General features: G+C 38.9%; 18 protein-coding genes. 4 read left to right on the top strand and 14 right to left on the bottom strand.

Annotated features, from left to right (window positions below):
- Positions 1–3 precede the first annotated feature (3 nt).
- The 13 genes from ACUN24_RS12645 to ACUN24_RS12585 all read right to left on the bottom strand — a co-directional run bounded on the left by ACUN24_RS12645 (position 4) and on the right by ACUN24_RS12585 (position 14,429).
- A complete protein-coding gene (locus ACUN24_RS12645; RefSeq protein WP_445562803.1) occupies positions 4–1,416 on the bottom strand; it encodes a glycogen synthase in 1,413 nt (470 codons plus the stop codon).
- Positions 1,417–2,007: 591 nt separating this feature from the next.
- Positions 2,008–2,802 (bottom strand): uroporphyrinogen-III C-methyltransferase, encoded by a 795-nt coding sequence (cobA, locus tag ACUN24_RS12640; protein WP_193422344.1) that lies wholly within the window; start codon positions 2,800–2,802, stop codon positions 2,008–2,010.
- 204 nt (positions 2,803–3,006) lie between these two features.
- Positions 3,007–3,471, bottom strand: a complete 465-nt coding sequence (locus ACUN24_RS12635) for a hypothetical protein (protein ID WP_445562802.1) — start codon at positions 3,469–3,471, stop codon at positions 3,007–3,009.
- 77 nt (positions 3,472–3,548) lie between these two features.
- Positions 3,549–4,001: a MarR family transcriptional regulator gene (locus ACUN24_RS12630; protein ID WP_132401193.1), complete on the bottom strand. Its 453-nt coding sequence runs from the start codon at positions 3,999–4,001 to the stop codon at positions 3,549–3,551.
- On the bottom strand, positions 3,991–4,428 hold the full coding sequence (locus ACUN24_RS12625; protein ID WP_445562801.1) for an EVE domain-containing protein: 438 nt from the start codon (positions 4,426–4,428) through the stop codon (positions 3,991–3,993). Before ACUN24_RS12625 ends, ACUN24_RS12630 begins: the two co-directional genes overlap by 11 nt.
- Position 4,429: 1 nt before the next feature.
- Positions 4,430–4,849 carry an SRPBCC family protein gene (locus tag ACUN24_RS12620; RefSeq protein WP_445562800.1) on the bottom strand — a complete coding sequence of 140 codons (420 nt, stop codon included), beginning with the start codon at positions 4,847–4,849 and terminating at the stop codon, positions 4,430–4,432.
- Positions 4,850–5,133: 284 nt separating this feature from the next.
- Positions 5,134–6,384, bottom strand: a complete 1,251-nt coding sequence (locus ACUN24_RS12615; RefSeq protein WP_445562799.1) for a sulfate adenylyltransferase subunit 1 — start codon at positions 6,382–6,384, stop codon at positions 5,134–5,136.
- Between the two features lie 185 nt (positions 6,385–6,569).
- Complete coding sequence (cysD, locus tag ACUN24_RS12610; protein ID WP_132401205.1) at positions 6,570–7,475, bottom strand: sulfate adenylyltransferase subunit CysD; 906 nt, start codon at positions 7,473–7,475, stop codon at positions 6,570–6,572.
- A gap of 165 nt (positions 7,476–7,640) precedes the next feature.
- The gene (locus ACUN24_RS12605) at positions 7,641–8,339 is read right to left on the bottom strand and encodes a phosphoadenylyl-sulfate reductase (protein WP_445562798.1); all 699 of its coding nucleotides are present in this window, start codon (positions 8,337–8,339) and stop codon (positions 7,641–7,643) included.
- A gap of 2 nt (positions 8,340–8,341) precedes the next feature.
- Positions 8,342–9,853 carry a TSUP family transporter gene (locus tag ACUN24_RS12600; RefSeq protein WP_445562797.1) on the bottom strand — a complete coding sequence of 504 codons (1,512 nt, stop codon included), beginning with the start codon at positions 9,851–9,853 and terminating at the stop codon, positions 8,342–8,344.
- Positions 9,837–10,607 (bottom strand): uroporphyrinogen-III C-methyltransferase, encoded by a 771-nt coding sequence (gene cobA, locus ACUN24_RS12595; protein ID WP_445562796.1) that lies wholly within the window; start codon positions 10,605–10,607, stop codon positions 9,837–9,839. Before cobA (ACUN24_RS12595) ends, ACUN24_RS12600 begins: the two co-directional genes overlap by 17 nt.
- 103 nt (positions 10,608–10,710) lie before the next feature.
- Positions 10,711–12,801: a nitrite reductase gene (locus ACUN24_RS12590; protein ID WP_445562795.1), complete on the bottom strand. Its 2,091-nt coding sequence runs from the start codon at positions 12,799–12,801 to the stop codon at positions 10,711–10,713.
- Positions 12,802–13,982: 1,181 nt separating this feature from the next.
- Positions 13,983–14,429, bottom strand: a complete 447-nt coding sequence (locus ACUN24_RS12585) for an RrF2 family transcriptional regulator (RefSeq protein ID WP_029275042.1) — start codon at positions 14,427–14,429, stop codon at positions 13,983–13,985.
- A gap of 268 nt (positions 14,430–14,697) precedes the next feature.
- Here ACUN24_RS12585 and ACUN24_RS12580 point away from each other — a divergent pair, with 268 nt between their 5' ends.
- Positions 14,698–15,918 carry a metallophosphoesterase gene (locus ACUN24_RS12580; protein ID WP_445562794.1) on the top strand — a complete coding sequence of 407 codons (1,221 nt, stop codon included), beginning with the start codon at positions 14,698–14,700 and terminating at the stop codon, positions 15,916–15,918.
- Positions 15,919–16,061: 143 nt separating this feature from the next.
- Here ACUN24_RS12580 and ACUN24_RS12575 read toward each other — a convergent pair whose 3' ends face one another.
- Positions 16,062–18,497 (bottom strand): TonB-dependent receptor, encoded by a 2,436-nt coding sequence (locus tag ACUN24_RS12575; RefSeq protein ID WP_445562793.1) that lies wholly within the window; start codon positions 18,495–18,497, stop codon positions 16,062–16,064.
- Positions 18,498–18,837: 340 nt separating this feature from the next.
- Between ACUN24_RS12575 and ACUN24_RS12570 the strand changes: the two genes are divergently transcribed.
- The 3 genes from ACUN24_RS12570 to ACUN24_RS12560 are packed head-to-tail and all read left to right on the top strand — an operon-like array spanning position 18,838 to position 24,123.
- Positions 18,838–20,379: a pyridoxal phosphate-dependent decarboxylase family protein gene (locus ACUN24_RS12570; protein ID WP_445562792.1), complete on the top strand. Its 1,542-nt coding sequence runs from the start codon at positions 18,838–18,840 to the stop codon at positions 20,377–20,379.
- Positions 20,324–22,783, top strand: a complete 2,460-nt coding sequence (locus tag ACUN24_RS12565) for a GNAT family N-acetyltransferase (protein ID WP_445562791.1) — start codon at positions 20,324–20,326, stop codon at positions 22,781–22,783. Before ACUN24_RS12570 ends, ACUN24_RS12565 begins: the two co-directional genes overlap by 56 nt.
- Positions 22,783–24,123 (top strand): lysine N(6)-hydroxylase/L-ornithine N(5)-oxygenase family protein, encoded by a 1,341-nt coding sequence (locus ACUN24_RS12560; RefSeq protein WP_445562790.1) that lies wholly within the window; start codon positions 22,783–22,785, stop codon positions 24,121–24,123. Before ACUN24_RS12565 ends, ACUN24_RS12560 begins: the two co-directional genes overlap by 1 nt.
- Positions 24,124–24,190: the final 67 nt, after the last annotated feature.

The following is a 24,190-nucleotide window of genomic DNA, read 5'->3' as shown; positions in this document are numbered from 1 at the left end:
AGCTTATTTTAATATTTGGTATAATTCTATATAATTTAATGCTGCGTTATCCCACGAATGGTCTATATTCATCATCGTTTTTCTAACGGCTTTAAAAGCTTTTTTATCATGATATAATTCAACAGCACGATTAATGGCGTGGGTAACATCCCAAATACTGGTCTGATCGTGGCAAATCCCAAAACCTTTGTCGCCTATATCAATTACCGTATCTTTCAATCCTCCAATTCTGCGCACAATCGGCACAGTTCCATACCTTAGTGCGTAGAGCTGATTTAAACCACAAGGCTCTACCCTTGATGGCATAATTAAAAAATCTGCTCCGGCATATATCTCATGCGAAACCTGCTCATTATAACCAATGTAGGCATTGTATTTACCTGTAAAAATGTCTTTCAATTGATTTAACCGGCTTTCAACCCAGGTATCGCCTGATCCCAAAACCAGGATATTTATATTGTCGCCATGCTGTTGTAAAGCTGTATAAAAAATATCGGGCAATAAATCTGCGCCTTTTTCATCAACCAATCTACCAATAAAAGTAAACAGCGGTTTAGAAGGATCTAATTGAAAAACATCACAGAGTGCTGTTTTGTTTGCCAATTTCCCTGATTCAACTGTTTTTAAATTGTAACCTTTGCTCAGCATCGGATCTGTTGCAGGATTCCAAACCTCGCTGTCGATCCCATTTAATATGCCTACCGATTTCCAGCGCTCCTGCCTTAACAAACTTTCTAATCCACGGGCATTATCCATCATCTCATCCAGGTAACTTGGCGATACCGTGGTTACTTTCCATGCACATTTAATGGCCGATGCCAATGGGTTAATGGCATCATCCCAACCCAACAAACCACCTTTCCATAAATCGAAGGCTGGTAAATAATAAAGCTTTTCCCATCCAAACTGTCCCTGATATTGTGCATTATGAATGGTCAAAACTGTTGGAACATTACTAATCGGCTTATATTTTATGGAGTTGGCAACCATAAACGGCACTAAACCGGTATGGTGATCATGACAATGGATCACATCCGGACGGTGTTCCCATTGAACAATCCAATCAAGGGTGGCAATCTGAAAGGCAACAAACCTTTCCGTATCATCGCTGTAACCATAAACATTAGGGCGGTCTGTTAAACCCTGGATATGGATCACGTATAAATCAAAGCCTAATTTATTGGTTTTTTCTTTTAAAATGCGGTACTGAAAGTGGTGATTACCGTAATTTGCCCATGCATCATAAGTTACTTCGAACTCGCTCTCACGGATAAATTTGGTATCGTATGCAGGCACAACCACTTTGGCAATATGGCCCAGCTTATTCTGATATTTTGGTAAAGCCCCTACCACATCGGCCAAACCGCCAACTTTTGCAACAGGGTAACACTCGGCGCTTATATGTATAATTTCCATCAACTATTTGGTGTAGATAACCCAAGTAAGTTACTAATTGTTTTGAGCTTTGCAAATAATGTAAATTATATTTTTAGTTGATTATTTAAAGTAAAAAACCTCATCTCAATCCCATAGCTGCAGTACAAATGCTGAAATGAACTCAGGGTGACGACTTTATATGCATAGAGTTTTTTATGAGAAAGTGGATGTTCAGTTCTTCGTAGCGAGCGATAGCCCTGCTTTACGCTATAAGTCCTCACTGCGCTCCGGGCTTTCGCTGCAATCAGGCTTAAAACAAGTGGCTGCTTTAAAAAATCCAAACCTAAATTTTGATCAGCGGTAATCGTCTTGATCTGCGGGACAATACGACAATAGTCTCCCACTGATTTCGCAGATAAACGCAGAAGATTTTTTAAAATAGATGTCTGCGGCAATCTTCTTAAATCTGCGGGACAATACGACAATAGTCTCCCACTGATTTCGCAGATACACGCAGAGGCATTTTTGAATGAGATGATCTGGCTTTTGATTATATATAAATAAAAAAACCGCTTAAATCCATAAGCGGTTTAACAACAAAACAAATATATTTTTTTGGTTTAAAAATATCTAATATTCTTCGGCGATGATTTCGTAAAAATCGCGGATGGGTTGAAATTGAGGATGTAAGGATACCACATCTCCAAAAACCAATAGCGCAGGCGCATCAATTTTTTTATCTTCCACAATTTCTGCAATGGTATCTACTATACCAATCGCAATTTTTTCCTGTGGGGTAGATCCATTCTGGATGACGGCTACAGGCAACTGATTTTTATTTTCTGCCTGGAAAATTGCTGCAATTTCCTTTACTTTTTCAATTCCGTTTAAAACAACGATGGTGGCTTTGGTTTTTGCCGCAATGAATAAATCCTCAGAAATTTCTCCTTTGGCATTTGTTCCGGTTACTGCCCAGAAACTTTCACTCAGGTCTTTATAAATCATTGGGATTTTTTGCAAACTCGGCGCACCGGTTGCACTCGAAATACCTGGGATGATCTCAGTTGGGATACTGTACGATTCTGCAGCATCTATTTCTTCATATCCTTTTGCAAAGAAAAACGGATCGCCACTTTTTAAACGTACCACATGACCGTAATTTAAAGCATAATCAATAATCAGCTTGTTTACTGCGTCCTGCGAAAAAGATTCATCATCAGAACGTTTGCCCACATAAACTTTCGGAATACCATCTGGCGCATGACACAATAAAGCTTCGTTCACATTTGCATCATACAACACAACATCGGCTGTTTTTAATGCTTTAACACCTTTTAAACTAAATAAATCCGGATCGCCAGGACCAGCACCTATTAAAGTAATTTTGGGTTCAATGTTCGCTTTTTCTACTTTATTCAAAATCATAACAGAAAATTTATGCTCGTTATACGTTTGTTAATTATACAAATATATAAAGTCTATGGGAATTGTAGTAATTTAATTTAAAATAATTTTATTAACGTCATCTCGACTGAAGCATAGCGAAACGGAGAGATCTATGAGACAGATTTCTCGACTGCGTTGCACTCCGCTCGAAATGACGATACCGCATGATGACAAATCGGGAGTTTATTTACAGTTCACTTCGGCAAAAGTAAACTTGCCAGCTTCATAATTAATAGGTTTGCCTTTAACAAAATACGATCGTCCCAATGTGGTTTCAATCTGCGCAACGCCCATAATGAGTTTACCATCTTTCTTTAAAAATGCCAATGGATTGGTAAAAGCTTTGGTGGAATCTTTACCTGTATTAAAGCGATAATCAACCAATAAAGTATCACCATTAAACTTGCCGTCGATTTTACCATTATTTTCAGGTTTATCAGCATATTTCACCAATAAGGATCCTGTCACCTTACCAGATGCCATGGTTTTCACAATCATGGCCGCGCTGTCTTTTTCAAAGAAAGCCGCATAACAGGTTTGATTAATTACGGAATCCTTTTTTCCAGCATCAGCCTTCTTTTCTGATTGGTTACAGGCAAAAACAAATGGAACAGTAGCAAAAACGAGGTATAAAAAATTTCTTTTCATGTGGTTTGTAATTGGGTTGTATTATACAATATATGAAGAAGATGAAAGGTTTTAATTATTTCCATAATCAAAGTCTACTATTTATTTTCAGCAATAAGATCTATCACAAGCGCATTAAAATCCAGTCGCTTACTTTTCAATACCGAAAAAAAATCAACATCGAACTTTTCAACCGTTTTTAACGCAAGTCTTGTTACCGAAACGCCATTATCGGTAAGCTGAACAATCTTTGCCCTTGTATCTGTACTATGCTCTTTACGCGCCAAAAAGCCCTTGCTCTGCAAGGTACGGAGCACAGTAGAGGTTGTCATTGGGTCGATTTTACTATGTGCAGATAAATCTATCTGCGTAACATTTTCTTTCTCGCCAGATAACCACAGCAAACTTGCCAATAAAACAAACTGAGAATGGGTTAGGTTGTGTACCTCCAGCGCTTTTTTTATTCCCCGCTGCCATAAGGCCGTTACCTGCCATAACAAAAAGCCCGAACTATCATCGGCACTTTTAACACTAAAACTTTTATCCGGCATCTTTTCTTAACATTTCTTTATTAATCAATTCGAAATCCGCTTTCTTTATTTCAAAAAATCCAAAACGGAAAGGATACCCCCACGATTTCTTATTTTCTATAAACTGAAGTTCCGGAATCAGTGGCAATATCGAAACTTCGTTACAATTCATAAAATTTATATTTCTCCTGAAGGGTTTAAAATCTTCAGAAAACTCAAATTGATAAGGTTCGCCTACCTTAACCTGGCCTATTGCTGTAAAAGCCTGGCACTTTTCTTCTCCACCCATTGATTGTTTTGAAGAATAAAAAATTACCCAATCGTTAGGCTTTAACCTTTTTAGAGGCGGCAGCTTACCATGGTTAGCCTGCATAAAACCTCCGCTTACACCTCTTTTTACATGGTCTTTGGAAGCTACCACGATCCAATATCTTTCGTTGTTTTCCATTTTAATTTTTCGAGGCATTTTTAATCTGCAGATGAATATCGCTTTCCAGGTTTGCGACAATATCTTTCATCACTATTTTATTCCATAAAAAAGCTAATGCGCCTGTCATGGTCATTGTGGTGGTAATCTTTAAACCATCAGGGGTTTCTTCATACCAATGCTCTCCATTCATTTTTGCCAACGGAAAAATGGTTTCATCTTTAAAATAAACATCAGGTTTAACTTCAACAAGTTTGATGTTAACATTTGGCCCGCCTTTTGGTTTAAATAAAAAGCCCGAACCCGATTCGAAATTACCTTTAAGTTTTGAGTTTTCTACGGAGCTGTCCCAATTTTTCCACTCATCTACATTCGACATGAGTTTCCAAATCTGTTCTTTACTGATTGCTTTAGTGGTGACTGAAAATGTTTTCTGCATCATAATTAACTATTTAATAAGTACAAATATAATAAGTAAACTTATTAAATAAAAATATAATTGACATTTAAAACTTTATAAAGAAAAACGGGGCTACCATCTGGTACCCCGTCGAAATTGCTTTCACTTCAGATTTTCCCTAAAGCTTCCATTATTATATTTGGTTGTGGTTCTCTATATCGATATTTTCAGGATCGTAGGATCAATGAATAAAATAAATATCTCGTCGATTTTCATTTTCTCTTATCCATTTTCCATCCTACCTCTTCCATTTTCCATCTTCCATCTTACTCAACTGCTGCCCTGAACATTAAAGCACCAACAGTTAAGTTAGTACGCGTATCGACCAAAATAGCAGAACCATTTGCACGGTTATCGTCGTATAGGTCAAATGCCAAAGCATCGGCGGTTTTAACAATCACACGGCCAATATCATTTAGTTTAAATTCTTCTGCAGCATGTTTCTCTAGTGAGTTAATATCTACCTTATGCAGAATTTCGCTGATTTTACATTTAGTAATTTTGCTATTATGTTGAATGTTGTACATTATTGAGGTATCCAACGCACGGGTATCCATCCAGCAAAGATCAGCCTCAATCAATTTTGTTTCCTGTGGTAAAGCCGATGCATTTACAATCGTATCGCCACGGCTAATGTCTACGTCATCTTTTAAGTGAATGATAACTGATTGGCCAGCATGTGCAGCATCAAGTGCTTCGTCGAAAAACTCTATTTTCTCCACAATAGAGCTGGCTCCTGAAGGAAGAACAGTAACCTTATCATTTAAATTAAAGGTTCCGCTCAATACACGTCCGGCATAACCGCGGTAATCATGCAATTCTTCTGTTTGCGGACGAACGACCCATTGCACTGGCATGCGGGCCAATTGCGATTTGTCTAAGCTATCGGTATCTACTTTCTCTAAGAAATGCAGCAAACTTTCGCCCTCATACCAATCCATGTTGCCGGAATTTTGTACAATGTTATCTCCTTTTAATGCACTTACTGGAATATAGGTTACATCGGACAGCTTTAATTGCTGAGCCAAAACTTTGTACTTTTCTATAATTGCACTATAAACCGTTTCGTTATAGCCAACCATATCCATTTTGTTGATACAAACTACTACGTGTTTAATACCCAGTAAGGAAACAATATAGGAGTGGCGGATGGTCTGTTCAACTACACCATTACGGGCATCGATTAAGATGATCGCCAGGTTGGCTGTAGAAGCACCTGTGACCATGTTTCTGGTATATTGAATATGCCCAGGTGTATCGGCAATAATAAATTTACGTTTTTCGGTCTGAAAGTATTTATAAGCTACATCAATGGTGATGCCTTGCTCGCGCTCTGCCCTTAAACCATCGGTTAAGATCGCTAAATCTATTGATCCATCATCATTTTTGCGGTTCGAGCTCTGTAAAGCTTCTAACTGATCGGCCAAAATAGAATCTGTATCATATAACAAACGGCCAATTAAGGTACTTTTACCATCATCTACGCTGCCTGCTGTGAAAAATTTTAATATGTTCATTTTTTTAGATATGAGATAATAGATTTGAGATATTAGACAGATGCAAGATTCTCAAATCTTACATTCCAAAGCTCAAATCGCTCTTAAAACTTTAATATATTTATTTTTTGATTTGAGATAATGGATTTGAGATATTAAACGGTTGCAAAGTTCTCAAATCTCACATCTCAATACTCAAATCTCCCTTAAAAATATCCTCCCTTTTTCCTGTCTTCCATTGCGGCTTCAGAAACTTTATCATCCATACGGGCACCGCGCTCTGAAATTTTAGAGGCACTGATTTCAGAAATAATGTCATCAATCAAAGTAGCATCCGATTCTACTGCAGCAGTGCAGGACATATCGCCCACTGTACGGAAACGCACCTGTTTTCTTTCTACTACATCTTCATTATCCATATTTAGAAAAGGAGAAGCAGCCATCAACTGTCCATTTCTGGTGATACAATCACGTTCGTGAGAGAAATAAATACTTGGAAGGTCTATTTTCTCTCTGCGGATATAATTCCAAACATCTAATTCTGTCCAGTTACTGATTGGGAATACACGGATATTTTCTCCTTTGTGGATTTTACCATTATAAATGTTCCAAAGTTCAGGACGCTGGCGTTTTGGATCCCATTGACCAAATTCATCACGAACAGAGAAAATACGTTCTTTAGCCCTTGCTTTTTCTTCGTCTCTACGCGCGCCACCAATACAGGCATCAAACTGGTATTTTGCAATGGTATCGAGTAAGGTAACGGTCTGTAAAGCATTTCTACTGGCATTTTTACCGGTCTGCTCTACAACTTTACCCTGATCTATTGATTCCTGCACAGAACCAATGATTAATCTTTCGCCAATTCGCTCTACCATCTGATCGCGGTAAGTGATGGTTTCTTCAAAATTATGACCTGTATCAATATGTACTAAAGGAAATGGAAATTTCCCCGGACGGAAAGCTTTTTCTGCCAAACGAACTAAAGTAATTGAATCCTTTCCACCCGAAAATAACAGAGCCGGTTTTTCAAACTGACCTGCTACTTCACGTAAAATGTGAATGGCCTCGGCCTCCAGTTCATCTAAATAATCAAAATTATATGTACTCATTATCAAATGTTGAATGATTGAATGTTGAATAATTGAATGTTAAATCGCTCAATTATTCAATTTGTTATATTTGTTGTTATTGTTTGTTTAAAATGTTTGAATGTTGGGATATTCCAACGTTTCATTTAGTAAGGAAATAAACCTTCTACCTTTTAGCCTTATACCTTAATTAGCGTGTAAACCGCATTCCTTTTTGCTCTGGTCTTCCCACCACCATCTTCCGGCCCTAAAATCTTCGCCTGGCTGTACTGCTCTTGTACATGGAGCACAACCTATGCTCGGGAAACCTTTATCATGCAACGTATTGTAAACAATGTTGTTTTCTTTAATGTATGTTTTCACATCATCTAAAGTCCAATCGAAAATAGGGTGAAATTTAATCAACTGGTTACTTTCATCCCATTCTAAATCATGCATATCTTCACGGTTGGCACTCTGATCGGCCCTGATGCCTGTGATCCAGATTTCATTGCCTTTTAATGCTCTTTTTAAAGGTTCGATTTTACGGATGTAACAGCATTCTTTTCTATTTTCTACCGACTCATAAAAGCTGCTGGGACCTTTTGTATTGACCATATCCTGCAACAATTCGTTTTGAGGATAATAGGCATGAATGGGTTTGTTATAAATTTCTAAGGTACGGTTCCAAACGTAATAGGTTTCTGGAAACAAACGTCCGGTTTCTAAAGTAAAAACCTTGATTGGAATATTATTGGCAAAAATTAAATGCGTTACTGCCTGGTCTTCCCAACCAAAACTAGTCGAAAAAATAATACGGCCGGCATATTGATCTGCCAAAAATTTCAGTTTATCAATTGTACTCAAACCTGCCAGTGCTGCTTTTATCTCCTCTAGGTTCTCCATCACTAAATTAATTTTAAAATAAACATAATCACACTGCGCAAACTCACAATCATTACAATAATCCCCACAGCAACCATAATGGTTTTTGCCGAAATTTTGTTTGATACTTTTGCAGCAATCGGCGATGCGATTGCACTACCGATAATTAAGCCTAAAACGGCTTCCCAATGTTTGCCACCTAACATGGTGAAAAATGTAAGCGAACTTAAAGTGGCAATAAAAAAGCGGCTGATTTTTACCGTTCCCAAAGAAAATAAGGGGTGTCTGCCGCCTGCAATTAAGCTTGATAATACGATTGAACCCCAGCCGCCGCCAAAGGCAGCATCAATAAAACCACCAACAAAGCCCAATAAACCAATTTTTTTAATTTTTTGATCGGCTTTTTTACGCTTAATATTAAAGGCTTTCATTAAAATAACCCCGCCTAAAAACAAGGTATAAACCGCCACAATGGGCTTCACATAAGCACTATAATGTTCTAATGACGAAAGGATGTAGGCACCTAAAACCGCCCCAATTATGGCAGGAAGAATTAAAATTTTGAATAGTTTCCAATTTACATTCCCCATCCTGTAATGCATCCAGCCGGCAATTCCATTGCTCATTACCTCAGAAATGTGGATCGCCATACTTGCTGATGCAGGAGGTAAACCCATCGCTAATGAGAACGATGCCGTGGTAACCCCGTACGACATGCCGATTGCACCATCAATTAATGCAAATAAAAATCCGGCGCCTAAAAACCAATAGAATAAAGGATCAATATTGATCAGGAAAGTCTGAAATTCTGGTTCGGTATTCCATAAAGAAAAACCAATTGTTCCAATCAGTAAAACTGATGCCACCCAGATTAACCATTTAATGTTCCGCTCGGCAAAACTTTTTCTAGGGTTAATTAAACTTTTGGTAACCTTATTCAGTTTTTTAACCTTTGCCGAAAAATCGCCATTTAAAGTTTGGCGCAAGGCACTCATATTCTGTAAGGTTTCGTCCAGTTCTGCGGGTAAACCCTCATTTAAAATCTGCTTTAAACGTTTTGCTATGGTTGGCGATTTTCCATTTGTAGAAATGGCAATCTTCAAATCGCCTTTTTGAACGATTGATCCCAGATAGAAATCGCAGAGTTCTGGCTTATCTGCCACATTGATCAACAAACCACGCTCATGCGTAACCTTTCTGATCTCTTCATTTAAAATATTGTTATTGGTTGCCGCAAAAACGATATCAATATCGTTTAAGTCGTCTATGTCAAAACTTTTCTGCTTAATTTTTATGAGCGGATAATTTGCGATCAGCTTATAAATTTCTGGAGATATTAGCTCTGCCACAATAGTAATGGTAGCACTATGGCTGTTATTTACAATCGCGGTTAATTTCTCTAACCCAATATTTCCTGCACCAATTAATAATGTACGCAGCTTGTTCAGCTTTACAAAAACTGGAAAGAGCTGGTTACCTTTTTCTTCTTCCGAAAAAGACGCTGCATTATCAGGTTGGTTAGGCAATACTTGCATATTGTTTAATTAATTTCTTAAATGATGGATGTAATGATACAACTTCTCCAAAAATTAATAAAGCAGGAGCTTTAATATTTTCTTGCTGCACTAAACTTTCAATGGTTTCTACCACGCCCACTACTAATTTTTCATCTTTTGCCGATCCATTCTGCACCACTGCAGTTGGTAAATGATGTTTGCCAGCCGCTTTAAAAATCTCTACAATTTTTGACAGTTTTTTAAGTCCCATCAGTACCAATACTGTAGCTTTTGACTGTGCTGCCTGGTAAATATCGGCAGAAACCTCTCCAGAAGTGGTAGTACCAGTGATTACCCAAAAGCTTTCGCTCATCCCTCGGTGCGTAACCGGAATCTGCTGCAAACCCGGTACACCGATAGAACTCGAAATACCCGGAATTACACTTACCGGAATGCTGTACGATGCTGCATAATCCAGCTCCTCATATCCCCTGCCAAAAACAAATGGATCGCCACCTTTTAATCGTACTACGTGACCGTAGTTTAAGGCATAATCGATCATTAATTTATTAATGGTATCCTGAGGATATGAATGCTCACCTGAACGTTTTCCTACATAAACTTTAATGGCTTCTGCCGGAGCATGCTCCAATAAAGCTTCGTTGGTTAAGGCATCATACAATACCACATCTGCAGTTTGCAATGCTTTTACACCTTTCAACGTTAACAAATCAGGATCGCCAGGACCTGCGCCTAAAAGGGTAATTTTTGATTCTTTATTTTGATTAACCATGTTTCTTTTTAATTATCGAATTTGAATGACTGGATGAAGAGTTGTTTGGCGCATGGCGCTCAGCGTCTGCAGTTCTCAAATCTCATATCTATTGTCTCAAATCTCATTTCGCTAATACCGCTCTTTTTTCCTTAATCTGATTTAAAAATTGATTGGCTTCTTCAAAATATTTTTGTGCAAACTCAGCTGTTGGTTCGTTTTTATTGATCTGTAAAACCAGGTCTGAGAAATTGGTCGATAAATTAAATTCGCCGGTTTCTACATAGTGGTTATCAAATTCGCGAATTACGCCAACCTGCGTACTGCTGTTTACGCCTTTATCCAACAATAAAGATTTTGCGGCACTTACAAAAGTGCTGTAGGTATGATATATGGCATCGGCATAAGCACCTTTATCTAAGTTTTGCTTTGCCCAACCAAATTTTTCGTCAGCCTCTAATAATAAAGTAGCTACTAAATCGATCACTACACCCGCACATTCGCCTACACCAATTGCAGTTACAAACTCTTCTACGTGTCCCCAGTCTACAAATTCTTCTGTCTGTAGGTTGGTTAAATCGGCCAAAGGTTTTAACAGCTGATAAAAATGATCTTTACCTTTTCTATCATAATATTGGTGAAAGTTCTCCTCCTCCAGGTTATTGGCTTTAAAATCATTTAAAATGAAATGTAAAACACTTGTTGCTCTTTTTGATGGCACTTTGATTACGCGTTCTGCCACGCGGCCAACACCATTACCAACAGTACCGCCACCAAGCATTACCTGAACGGCCGGAACCACTTTCCCTTCAGCTTTTACTGAACTTCCGTGGAAACCAATCTCTGCCAAGCCATGCTGACCGCAAGAGTTCATACAACCGCTTATTTTAATCTTGATGTTTTTCTCATAAATAAACTCAGGGAAATCGGTATAAATCACCTCTTCCAAAACTTCAGCCAAGGTCATTGAATTGGAAATCCCCAAATTACAGGTATCGGTACCTGGGCAAGTGGTAATATCGGCTAAACTATCAAAGCCAGCTGTGGTAAAACCAATTTTATTTAAGGCAGCATATAATGAAGGTAATGCTTCTTTGCGTACAAACTTTAACAGCAATCCCTGGTTTTGGGTAATCCTGATTTCATCAGCCACATATAACCTGATGGCATCAACAAAAGCTCTTGCTTTATCGGTTTTGATATCGCCCACCTGAACTTTTACATACACGCCATAAAATCCGGCCTGTTTTTGTTCAATTACGTTGGTGGCTAACCAATGTTTATAATGGGCTTCATTTAATATTTCTACCGCAGGATATTCTTGTTCTAAAGGTAACGTTGGCTGAGATATTGTATTAATATCTATTTTAAAGGTTTTTACTTTATTGGCAATGCGCTCTTCGGCAACCAGACGCAACACCTCTTCTAAACCTAGTTTTTGAACTAAGTATTTTAAACGTGCTTTGTTACGGTTGGTACGTTCGCCATAACGATCAAATACACGAAGCACAGATTCGGTAAAAGGAATTAACTGATCCTCAGGTAAAAATTCATGAACGGCATTTGCGAGAAAAGGTTGTGCACCTAAACCACCAGCAAATAAAACCTTAAATCCACGTTCCCCATTTTCGTTAATTTTTGGTATAAAACCTAAATCGTGAATGTAGCTAAATGCAGTATCTCTATCGCTAGATGAAAAGGAGATTTTAATCTTCCTGCCCATTTCCTGACAGATCGGGTTACGCAAAAAGTAAGCAAATACGGCCTGCGCATAAGGCGAAACATCAAAAGGCTCTTCCGCATCGATGCCCGAATTTGGAGAAGCGGTTACATTACGTACCGTATTTCCACAAGCCTCGCGAAGCGTGATATCATCCTGCTCTAATTTTGCCCAAAGTTCTGGTGTACGGTCTAAACTCACGTAATGAATCTGGATATCCTGACGGGTGGTTAAATGTAAATTGCCACTTCCGTATTCATCGGCAATATCGGCAATGCGCAATAACTGTTTAAAAGTTACCTTACCAAATGGTAGTTTAATGCGCACCATTTGCACACCTGGCTGCCTTTGTCCGTAAACACCGCGGGCCAAGCGGAGGCTCCTAAACTTTTCGTCGTGGATGGTTCCATCTCTGAAAGCTTTAATCTTATTCTCCAAATCGATAATGTCCTGCTCGACAATCGGATTTTCGAGTTCTGTTCTGAAACTTTGCATATGTGTTGTTAGCTTTATTCAAAAAATGCTTCCCTGTAACCGAGAAGCATTCCATATTTTATACTTAAAATTATCTGTAGGCTCCTGTTATTGCATTTTACAACAATACATCATTTGCATAGCGATTAACTTGTTAGGTATAAAAATGAAGTTCATACGTCAAATATATAAAGTATATAGGAATAGTAGTAATTTATTTTGAAAAAATTTACGATATCTTGTTAAACCTCGCAGGTTTAGCTTTAAGCGTCATCCTGAACTTGTTTCAGGATCTATTTCCCATGGCTGATTAATAAACCGCCAATTAATAACTGAAAGTTGTTAATCGAAAACCGCCAACTGAAAACTATTAACACCTAACTGATTTGGGCGTTCCCCAAGCTGGCGCAAGGGTCGGGCTTTGCAGGGCTGCGCTTCGCTACGGTACCGATGAAGAATCGGCACTGAACCCTTACAATCCCTAACGCGGAATTATAGCAAAAGTGACCAGCCTTCCGAAGTTACCTACACTCTACTCCTTTGAGACTTCGAAAGTCTTTGCCAATTAAACCTGATATAGCGGAAAGCCCACAGCGAGGCACGAGCGAGGACTTGCAGCGATAGCAGGACTATCACAACCGAAACGCACAGAACCCTGCTTTCCAAAATAATATTGGCAAGGTAAGTCACCTTAGAACAGCTAAGTGGTAAACTTAAGATCCTGAAAATAGTCCTCGTTTGTAACGAGGATTATTGAGATTTGCATTTTTAATGCAATTATAGAAACAATGATGGCGATAAAATCGCCTTTCCCAGTTATCCTCGTTACAAACGAGGACAATAACAGCTCCGGTACCGATGAAGGATCGGTATCGAACCCTTACAATCCCTAACGCGGAATTATCGCAAAAAGTGACCAGACTTCCGAAGTTGCCTACACTCTACTCCTTTGAAACTTCGGAAGTCTTTGCTGATTAAACCTGATATAGCGGAAAGCCCACAGCGAGGCACGAGCGAGGACTTGCAGCGATAGCAGGACTATCGTAACCGATGCGCACAGAACCCTGCTTTACAAAAAGTATTATTGGTTTAAGACCTCCCAAGTTTGATTTAACAACAAAGACCCTGAAATAATTTAGGTCCTAGCTTTCCGCTACGCTACAGGTCAGGATGACGGATCGTAAGCAGAAAGTTTAAAAAAATTATAAATTAACGATACCGATCTTCAGGTTATCCTCACGACCGATTACATCTGCAATGCTCGTTTCGGTTAAAACCTTAAGTGTAGCATCCCTTACATCAATAAAGGCACTTCGTATTCCACAGGTTTTCTCATCTACACATTCATCACATTTGTGGTAAAAGTTTAAACTTGCGCATGGAACCATAGCGATAGGACCATCCGTTACACGCATTACATGTACCAATAAAATCTCTTCGGGTTTTTTATTTAGGCTATAACCACCGCCTGCACCTTTTTTGCTGTATAAAAAACCAGCATTACGCAGATCAAGCAGAATTTGTTCTAAGAATTTTTTCGGAATATGCTCCTCCTCTGCAATCTTCGAAATCTGCATTGGTGGTTTATCTAAATTTTTACCAAGCGCAACAAGCGCTTTAATGGCATATTTTGTTTTTTTGGACAGCATATTCGCACAAAGCTAATAAAAGAAAGTAAATTATAAAATATGCAACAGGAAGTTGATTACACAATAAATTGTATAAACGGTCGTCATCCTGAATTTATTTCAGGATCTTCCCTACTCATAAAAGATGCTGAAACAAGTTCAGCAGGACGCGGCGCTGAACTATCGACATTAATCAAACGAGCGTAAAAATAACCGCAAGCTGTAACAGTAGGCAATTATAGGTGTTTAAATTCTATTTTTACCCTCTATTCTTTACAGATATTTAATAATGAAAAGAAAACTCAATTTATTGCCACTCCTAATAGTTGCAATTATATTTTTCGCCTTAAATGCGTACGTATTATCGGGCCTGGGCACCATCAATCAATCAAGTTTACTGAGTCCAATTTTTTGGGTATTTATTATCGGTTTAACTTTCGCCTTATTTTTCGCCATTCAGCAGATGCGGATTCAGGGCATCAATAAGTTTATCCAGATCGTCAGTCACGCATTTTTGATCATTTTTGCTGCAGAAATTGTCTTTGCTTTTTTTCTGCTGCTAGGCGATGTTTACCGCTTATTGATCGCGCTGGCTACTGATTTTCAGCCAGGAGGTTTCCACCTGTTAGGCCGTAGCAATTACTGGGTAGATTTTGCCTTTGTGATGTTCTGTTTAACCATTGCCTTATTTGCTTATGGTATTACCCAGGGAAAATATGCTTACCGCGTCATAAAACATACTTTGTATTTTGATGATCTGCCTGCCAGCTTTGATGGTTTTACCTTAACACAAATTTCTGATGTACATGCCGGAAGTTTTACCAACCCTAAAGCGGTGCAAAAAGGTATCGACATGATTAATGCCCAAAAAAGCGACCTGTTTGTTTTCACCGGGGATTTGGTAAATAATGCTTCTTCAGAAATTGTGCCTTATATTGTGCATTTCTCGCAGATTAAAGCGCCTTTCGGACAGTTTTCTGTTTTAGGGAACCACGATTATGGTGATTACATTAAATGGCCAAGCGAAGCGGATAAAATCAAAAATTTGAACCAATTGAAAGCTTATCACAAAGAACTTGGTTTTAAACTTTTGCTGGATGAGCATATTGAATTGCATAAAAACGGCGAAAAAATCATATTGGCCGGAATAGAAAACTGGGGGGTCGGTTTTGGAGAGCGTGGAGACCTAAACAAAGCTTTGCAAAACACAAATGTCGACGATTTTAAAATCCTGTTATCACATGATCCTTCACATTGGGATGCACAGGTAAAAAATTACCCTTCAAAAATTCAACTGTCGCTCGCCGGACATACACATGGCATGCAGTTCGGTATTGAAGCTTTTGGCATTAAATGGAGCCCTGTGAAATACCGTTATAAACATTGGGCGGGCATCAAAACTGAAAATGGAAGATATTTGAATGTAAACAGAGGTTTCGGTTTCCTGGGCTTTTCAGGGCGGATTGGGATCTGGCCGGAGATTACGGTGATTGAATTGAAGAGGAAATAAAAAAGGTCGTCATTGCCTACAATTCTTTCCAACAAAAAGGCCGTCATCTCGACTGAAGCGCCAGCGGAATGGAGAGATCTATATAGATAGATTTCTCGACTTCGTTGCACTTCGCTCGAAATGACGACCGAAAAAAATCGAATCTAGTAATTAAGCGTATACGTTAAATTATACGTACGGCCTCGGCCTGCATAATTAAATGTTTCCGGTCTAGCCAAAGCCTGGTACAAAAATACTGAACGTTGACTCCAAATGGTCTGATAATTTTTGTTCAACAGGTTTTGCACACCGAATGATAAACTTCCGGTAAATAACTTTACAGATCCCAATAAATCAACGGTAGTAAAGCCTTTTAACTCATTTTGCACCACAACATTTCCAACTGTAGCATAACCTTTCGAATCAAATGAGTGGAAAACCTGGGCTTTTATACCAAAAACTTTTCCGTTATAACCCAGATAACCTGCAATTTTTGATGGACTTGCAACAGTTACATCCTGTAATGACCATGTACCATCGGCATTTTGTTTTTGTGTTTTGATGTACAAACCATTTACGCCAGCTTCAAAACCATTTTTCAGGTTTAATGATAATGAACCTTCAACACCTAAATTTCTTACATTTTCATCGAAAACTTCAATATTGAATGTACTATTAGTTTTTACGTTTTTATCAGATAAGGCATAAAAACCAGCTACCTGTGCATTAAATACACCTGTGCGGTAACGGTAACCAGCTTCATACTGTTCTGTTTTGATACCGGTTAAAGGAGAACTTCCAACATTAATTGAGTTGCCTAAATTATAGTTGGTACCTACTAAGGTATAAGTACCCTGTCCATAATATTTAGCCGGATCTGCCAGGTTAAATCCTTGAGAGAAATTAACCCATGCCTGTTGGGCTGTATTGATTTTAAATACTAAACCACCATTTAGTAAGTTTACATCGTAATGGTTTTCACCACCAGCAATGGCCGTAGCAGTTCTGCCAACACCATAAGCCAAAGGCACAGAAGCAGTGGTACCTACAAAATCGCCAACTTTAACAAACATACGTTGCTGACGCACCCCTCCTGACAAACTTAAGAAGTCGGTTACTTTAACCTGAGCCTGTAAAAAACCAGATAAACCATTTACCCTGAAGTTTGGGTAACGTGCAATAGTAGCCACGGTAGTATTGTTTAAACCACCAGAAGCGAAAGCTTTTGCCCTATCAAACAAGGCTTGCTGCGCGTTAAAATTCTCGTTATCTGCATCAATACCGTAAGTAAGATTCAGTCGGTTCCAGTCTTTATTCAATACCAGTTTTAAAGCACTATAATTAGTATTTTGGATAGATGAACCACTATAAAGTGCGCCAGGTATTAACGCTTGTCCTGGAAATGGGTGAAAGCTGAACTGTTCATTTCTTGCAGCTGCCTGTACATACAATGTTTGACCGCCTAAAATTTCGCTTGCCTGGTAATTGGCATTGATATTCGCCCTGCTTGTTTTTGGATCAACATCTGATGAGTAGCCATTTCTCATTTCCAAAAGGGCTGGTGTTGTTCTCAATCCAGCATAATTGGCTCCTAAAAACAGGTCTTTATCACCACGATAACCTGAATTGTAATATTGGGCATTCACCGATAACTTTTGGTAATCAGTTAATTTAAATTCGGTGCTTCCGAAAAAATCAAACGATTGGTTATACTGTAAATCGGTTTGCGTAATGTCGGTAAAAATCTGTTTTCCATCGGCGCCATAGGCTGCATTATTTTTTTGGAAAGCCATACCAATGCGTCCATTCCAATCTTTGCTCCCGCCAGAAATAGCTTGTGCCACACGTACATCGTGATCGCTTTTTTCTTTCAAACCACTGCGTACACCAACCTGTGTGGTAAAACTTGGCTGACTATCCTGTCCTTTCTTGGTAATGATATTGATGATACCCCCTGTTGCACCACCGCCATAAACCGCACTTGCTCCGGATAAAACTTCAATTCTTTCGATATTGAAAGGATCTATCGATTCGAACTGGCGACTTACGCCACGGGTACTGTTTAACGATACACCATCAATCATCACCAATGCATCTCTGCCGCGTTGGTTCTGTCCGTAGTTAGTACGACCCTCCGGACCAGCATCCAAACTCGGAATCAATTGCGCCAAAGTTTGTTTAAGTGGGATTCCAGCCCTGGCCTGTTCCTGGATTTTCGCGCCATCTACTACCCAAACAGTACCCGGTATTTCGCTGATTTTGGTTGGTTTACGTGACGATACCACGACTACTTCCTGCATATTTGATGTAGGACTTAAGTTAAGTGTTAAGTTAACTATTTGATTTTTAGCCAAACTCACCTTTTGTAATATGGTCGTATACCCTACATAACTTACCTGTAATTTGTAAGATCCTTCGGTTAATTTCAGTTCGAAACTACCGTCGGCACCTGTTGTAGCTGAGGCATCTTTACCTTCAACTTTAATATTTGCTCCCGCAAGCGGTGCCATTTCTCCCATTACCTTTCCGGTGACCGTTTGTGCTTTACCGCTAAAGATAAATCCACAGATTAAGATTGCAATTAAGTATAGATTTTTCATTTTTATTTATTTGGTTTCATTAAGGGTAATTATTTTTTTGCGCAAAGCAATCATTTATTTAGATCAAATCCAAATAAACTTAATTAAAAATTTATCAGCATAGATTTTAAAATTATTGCAAAAACTATCTATTACCTACTTACTAACAACATGTTGAAAATATTTATAATATTATTTTTAATCAATCTAAATAAAAATATACCTTAGCAATCGGATTTTTTAATAAAAACAGCTCATGTTTAATCTCACCTAACCAGAGTTATTAATGAATAATATCGGCTTAAAAGGTCGGATGTTTATTACCACTTAAACCTTTAATCCTTGAAAAATTGAAAAACTAATGTTTACATCAGACCTAGAAAAACATGAACTGATTGATTTCCTGACGGAAAGTCCGAACAAGGAAATCTTTCACCACGAAAATGAAGCAGAATACCTGCATGCAGTAGGAAAAGTTACCCAGGCGGTAAAAAAATTCCTCACCAATAATCAACAACCTTTTAGTGGCATATCGCCGTCGGAATTAAGACCACTGTTTGATTCGATTGAATTTGAAAAAACACACGACAACTACGATGCTTTGCTTAAAGAAGTTGAACAGCTTTATACCAGCCATGCGGTTGCCTTTCACCACCCAGCTTATATTGCCCATTTAAACTGCCCTATTGTGATCCCGGCGGTAGCTGCTGAAGTAATGATTTCGGCCATCAATTCGTCTATTGATACCTGGGACCAAAGTGCCGGCGGTACCTTAATTGAGCAAAAACTGATCGAATGGACCTGCGATCAGATTGGTTACTGCAAAAAAGCCGACGGTATTTTTACCAGCGGCGGTACGCAGAGCAATTTAATGGGGCTTTTATTGGCAAGGGATCATTATTCCATTACCGCCCTGAACCACAATATTAAATTAAATGGTTTGCCACCGGAAGCCTCACGCTTCAGGATTTTTGTTTCAGAAAAGGCACATTTCAGCATCCAGAAAAACGCTTCACTATTGGGTCTGGGTGAAAAATCGGTGATCAGGATTAAAACCGACCGCAGTTTCAGGATCAATACCATTTTACTGGAAGATGCCATTAAGCGGGAAACTGCTCAGGGCAATATTCCGATTGCGATTGTAGGCACGGCAGGCACCACCGACTTCGGCAATATTGATCCGCTTAAAGAACTTGCATCGATAAGCAAAAAATACAATACCTGGTTCCATATCGATGCGGCTTATGGTTGTGGCTTGCTGTTAACAGATAAATACCGGAACCTGTTGAACGGGATTGAACTGGCCCATTCGGTCACAGTTGATTATCATAAATCCTTCTTTCAGCCCGTAAGCAGCAGTGGTTTTCTGGTACGCGATAAAAACTTTTTCAACCTGATTACGCACCACGCTGATTACTTAAACCCAAAAGACCATGATGAAGATGGTTTGCCGAACCAGGTGAATAAATCGATACAAACCACCCGCAGATTTGATGCTTTAAAACTCTGGTTTACACTCAGAATGATGGGCAGAAACAAACTGGGTGGCTATTTTGATACGATTATAGAAACCGCAGCCGAAATTGCCGGTCTGTTACATTCAGATAGCGATTTCGAGTTGATGAACGAATCGGACATCAGCGCCCTGGTTTTCCGTTACCGCCCAAAAAACCTGCGTTTAGATGTGTGTGCCATGAACCAGTACATTAAAAAAGCAATGTTTAACGAAGGAAAGGCCTTAGTTGCCGGCACCAAGATTAACCAACAGTTCTACCTCAAATTTACCCTACTTAACCCGCTAACTACCATCAGCGATATTGAAAACATTATTAAAATCATTAAAAAACATGGAAACGAATACGTTAGACTCAATCAAGCTTCAGCAGATTTCAGAAGAAACTAATTTTAATGCGCTTCTAAATAGTTACTGCAGAGAATTTACCAACTGGAGCCGTTATGTAGGTATCCCTAAATACGACGAATCTTTAGCCAGTTACCTGGTTACCACAAATGATCGTTTACACATCAGGTTTGACTTTATGGCCATTGGCTTCGAAGTATACGCACCTTTAAAATTTTATGCCGATAGTGGCCGCCATATGTTTAATTTTCCGGTAATTGAGCGGAATTTTACTACCGATGTGATCAGCACAATCAGTATTTACAGGTTTATGGAACTGGCCATTCAATTCAGTGCAGAGGAGTTTCCGCATGCAGATGCTGATATCATAAATCAACGTTTAGCCAATAGCATAGAAAACCTTGAAGCATTTTTATCGTTTTTTAAACAAAATGGAAAACCTGTAAATTTTGCAAAAATGAACTTTATTGAGGCCGAGCAATCTTTAATTTTAGGTCACAACGCTCATCCCCTACCCAAAGGAAGATCTGGGTTTAACAAAAAGGATGAACTTTTTAAATATTCACCAGAAACACAGGGAAATTTCCAGCTGGCGTATTTTTTAATCGCAGCAGATAACATTAATGAGAAAAATGCAGAAGGTTTCGATATGACCGATCTTTTCAGGATTGAGCTTTTAGATAGCGGAAATACTGAGGTCATAGCTTTATTGGATAAACACCCAAATCATAAAGTAGTGCCCATGCACCCTTGGGAAGCCGAATATTTGCTTACTCTCCCTAAGGTAACAGCGATGCAGGAAGAAAAGCTCCTTTTCTATCTCGGACATTTTGGAGAACTCTATACACCAACATCATCAGTGAGAACAGTTTACAACGCAGCAAGTGATTGGATGCTTAAATTTTCATTGCATGTAAAAATAACCAACTCAGAAAGGGTTAACCTCGTCCGGGAACTTCACCGTGGTTACGATGTAAGCAAATTGTTAAAAACCGAATACGGTAAAGCAGCCAAAGCCGAATTCCCTGAAATTGAATTCATTACCGACCCTGCTTTTATCACCGTAAAATATAAAGGTGAAACCATTGATGGTTTCAACATCAGCATCAGGCATAATCCATTCAAAGGAGAAGATGCTGGCAAAAATGTAAGTTTATTAGCGGCGCTTTGTCAGGATGGTTTATTGGGGCAAAAACCGAGGATTGTCCATGTAATCGAGGAGGCATCCATCAGCAAAAATAAAGCGCTTGCCCATACAGCCGTAAACTGGTTTAAACAGTACCTCCACCTTTGTGTAACTCCGATTGTTGGCCTTTATAACAATTTCGGGATGGCTTTTGAGTTCCACCAGCAAAATGTAATGGTAGAACTGGATAAAGATTATTATCCTGCGAAACTTTATTTCAGGGATAACCAGGGTTATTTCTTTAGTGAAGCCAAAGCGGAGGAACTAAAAGCGGTTTATCCAGGTATAGCCGCAGAAAGTGGTTCGATTGTGCCAAACGAATATATTATCCCTAAACTCACCTATTATCTACTCATCAACAATATATTAGGTGTAGTAAATGCCCTTGCAAGCAACAACCTCGCCGATGAAAAAACCTTAATCGATCTCGTTTATCTGGAGTTTAAACAATTCGAAAACAGCGATACTACAGGTTTAGTTGATTATATCATCAACCGCCGCAGCTGGGAAGTAAAAGGTAACCTGCTGACCAATCTTTGCAATATTGATGAAGCCAGTGCGCCAATCGATAATCCGGCTATTTACCGTGAGTTTCCAAATCCACTCTCTAAATATTTCTTCTCCGAAAATCTGATCAAACCAAAAACCAATGAGATATTGTACAGCAGGTTTTTTCCAAAGGAAAATGTGACGATCAACATCCGTCCCTTTAATATCGACCGCGATCTGGAAATGGTTCACGATTGGTTTAACCAGGAGCATGCGAAACCGATCTGGAAAATGGATGGACCGATTAGCGGTTTGGAACTATTCTATAGAACTTTGTTGCCAAACGATTCATCGCACAGTTTTATTGGCGAGATAAATGGCGAACCCACCTTTACCATAGAACCATATTGGCCAATGCGGGACGGTGTAGGTGCCTGCTACGAAGCGTTAACTACCGATTACGGAGCACATTTATTGATTGCCCCAACCGATAAGGATAAAAAATTCAGCTTCGAGACAGGCCAGGCCTTAATGGATTTCATTTTTGAACAACCCGAAGTAGGTAAATGCATTGGTGAAGCTGCAGTAGAAAGTCGTGCGATGCACATTTTTGTAACCAGACTAGGTTTTAAATTAGAAAAAGTGATCCAAATGCCTTATAAAATGGCCAACCTAACTTTCTGTTACCGCGATTGGTACTGGGATAAATTTCCTGAAGCCAAAACTTATGCGATGATGAAAACAGCACAATTCGAAACGGAGGAAATATAATGCAGGAACAGAAAATATACGATATTGTTGGGATCGGAATCGGTCCTTTTAATTTAGGTCTGGCGGCTTTATGTGCCCCGATCAATAGCTTATCTACCTTGTTTTTGGATCAGGCGAACGAATTTAACTGGCACCCAGGCATGATGCTGAGCGATGCAACCTTACAGGTTCCATTTATGGCTGACCTGGTTACCATGGCCGATCCAACCAGTCCGTACAGCTTTTTAAACTATCTTAAACAAACAGATCGTCTGTATAAATTCTATATCAGAGAGGATTTTTTTGTATTACGCAAGGAATATAATGCCTATTGTAAATGGGCGATTAATCACCTTCAAAACTGCCAATTCGGACAGAAAGTAATCGGTATAAATTACGTTGATGGTGTCTATCAGGTAGAAAAAATTGATCAGGTAACAGGATCCAGAGAGACCATTTTGACTAAAAAAATCGTACTTGGAACAGGCACAACACCGAAAGTGCCTGATTTTATCAATCCGGCTGAAGAAAAAAATGCGATACACTCTTCAGAATATTTAAAGTTCAAACCCACGCTGTTGAATCAAAAAACGGTAACAATTATTGGTTCAGGACAAAGTGCTGCCGAAATTTTCTACGATCTTTTGCCTGAAACAGAAAATGGCTTAAAACTGAAATGGTTTACACGTCCAGATCGCTTTTTCCCGATGGAGTATTCGAAATTGACACTGGAACTTACTTCTCCAGAGTATGTAGACCATTTTTACAACCTCAGCGATGCCAAACGCAAACAGCTTTTAGGAAAACAAAATTCGCTGTTTAAAGGCATAAACTTCGAACTCATTAACCAGATTTTCGATAAACTGTACGAATTGAGTGTTGATGGTGAGAAAATCAATGCAGAATTGATGCCCAATTGTCAGCTGAACAATTTAATGGTAAAAGCAGATGGCAAATACGAGCTTGATTTTTTTCATACCGAAAGCGAAAAGGATTTTACTGTTGAAACGGATTTTGTGGTATTGGCAACCGGTTACAAGTACAACGAGCCAGCCTTCTTATCCGGAATAAACGATCGCATCGCACGTAATGCAGAAAGACTGTTTCAGGTACACCGCAACTACGCCATTGATGTAAATGGAAACGAAATTTTTGTTCAAAATGCCGAATTGCATACGCATGGATTTGTAACCCCCGATTTGGGTATGGGTGCCTATCGCAATGCATCTATTATTAATGCAATATTAGGTTTCGAAATCTACAAAGTAGAAAAAAGGATTGCTTTTCAACAGTTTAGCGTAGCAGATGGAATACAGAAAAATGAATTATCTCACGTAGCGCTGCAATTATCTGAAGATTAAATTAATCACGTCTGTCACGTTGAGCCTGTCGAAACGCTTAAAAATATTTAATCTGTCCTTCGACAGG

It is taken from the genome of Pedobacter sp. WC2501, assembly GCF_052682415.1.
Note: the sequence above shows the minus strand (reverse complement) of the source record. Positions and strands in the feature narration are given on the sequence as shown.

Bases quoted from the DNA above. Each gene is read 5' to 3' on its own strand.
- ACUN24_RS12645 (WP_445562803.1), bottom strand. From the start codon at position 1,416: ATGGAAATTATACATATAAGCGCCGAGTGTTACCCTGTTGCAAAAGTT.
- cobA (WP_193422344.1), bottom strand. From the start codon at position 2,802: ATGATTTTGAATAAAGTAGAAAAAGCGAACATTGAACCCAAAATTACT.
- ACUN24_RS12635 (WP_445562802.1), bottom strand. From the start codon at position 3,471: ATGAAAAGAAATTTTTTATACCTCGTTTTTGCTACTGTTCCATTTGTT.
- ACUN24_RS12630 (WP_132401193.1), bottom strand. From the start codon at position 4,001: ATGCCGGATAAAAGTTTTAGTGTTAAAAGTGCCGATGATAGTTCGGGC.
- ACUN24_RS12625 (WP_445562801.1), bottom strand. From the start codon at position 4,428: ATGGAAAACAACGAAAGATATTGGATCGTGGTAGCTTCCAAAGACCAT.
- ACUN24_RS12620 (WP_445562800.1), bottom strand. From the start codon at position 4,849: ATGATGCAGAAAACATTTTCAGTCACCACTAAAGCAATCAGTAAAGAA.
- ACUN24_RS12615 (WP_445562799.1), bottom strand. From the start codon at position 6,384: ATGAACATATTAAAATTTTTCACAGCAGGCAGCGTAGATGATGGTAAA.
- cysD (WP_132401205.1), bottom strand. From the start codon at position 7,475: ATGAGTACATATAATTTTGATTATTTAGATGAACTGGAGGCCGAGGCC.
- ACUN24_RS12605 (WP_445562798.1), bottom strand. From the start codon at position 8,339: ATGGAGAACCTAGAGGAGATAAAAGCAGCACTGGCAGGTTTGAGTACA.
- ACUN24_RS12600 (WP_445562797.1), bottom strand. From the start codon at position 9,853: ATGCAAGTATTGCCTAACCAACCTGATAATGCAGCGTCTTTTTCGGAA.
- cobA (WP_445562796.1), bottom strand. From the start codon at position 10,607: ATGGTTAATCAAAATAAAGAATCAAAAATTACCCTTTTAGGCGCAGGT.
- ACUN24_RS12590 (WP_445562795.1), bottom strand. From the start codon at position 12,801: ATGCAAAGTTTCAGAACAGAACTCGAAAATCCGATTGTCGAGCAGGAC.
- ACUN24_RS12585 (WP_029275042.1), bottom strand. From the start codon at position 14,429: ATGCTGTCCAAAAAAACAAAATATGCCATTAAAGCGCTTGTTGCGCTT.
- ACUN24_RS12580 (WP_445562794.1), top strand. From the start codon at position 14,698: ATGAAAAGAAAACTCAATTTATTGCCACTCCTAATAGTTGCAATTATA.
- ACUN24_RS12575 (WP_445562793.1), bottom strand. From the start codon at position 18,497: ATGAAAAATCTATACTTAATTGCAATCTTAATCTGTGGATTTATCTTT.
- ACUN24_RS12570 (WP_445562792.1), top strand. From the start codon at position 18,838: ATGTTTACATCAGACCTAGAAAAACATGAACTGATTGATTTCCTGACG.
- ACUN24_RS12565 (WP_445562791.1), top strand. From the start codon at position 20,324: ATGGAAACGAATACGTTAGACTCAATCAAGCTTCAGCAGATTTCAGAA.
- ACUN24_RS12560 (WP_445562790.1), top strand. From the start codon at position 22,783: ATGCAGGAACAGAAAATATACGATATTGTTGGGATCGGAATCGGTCCT.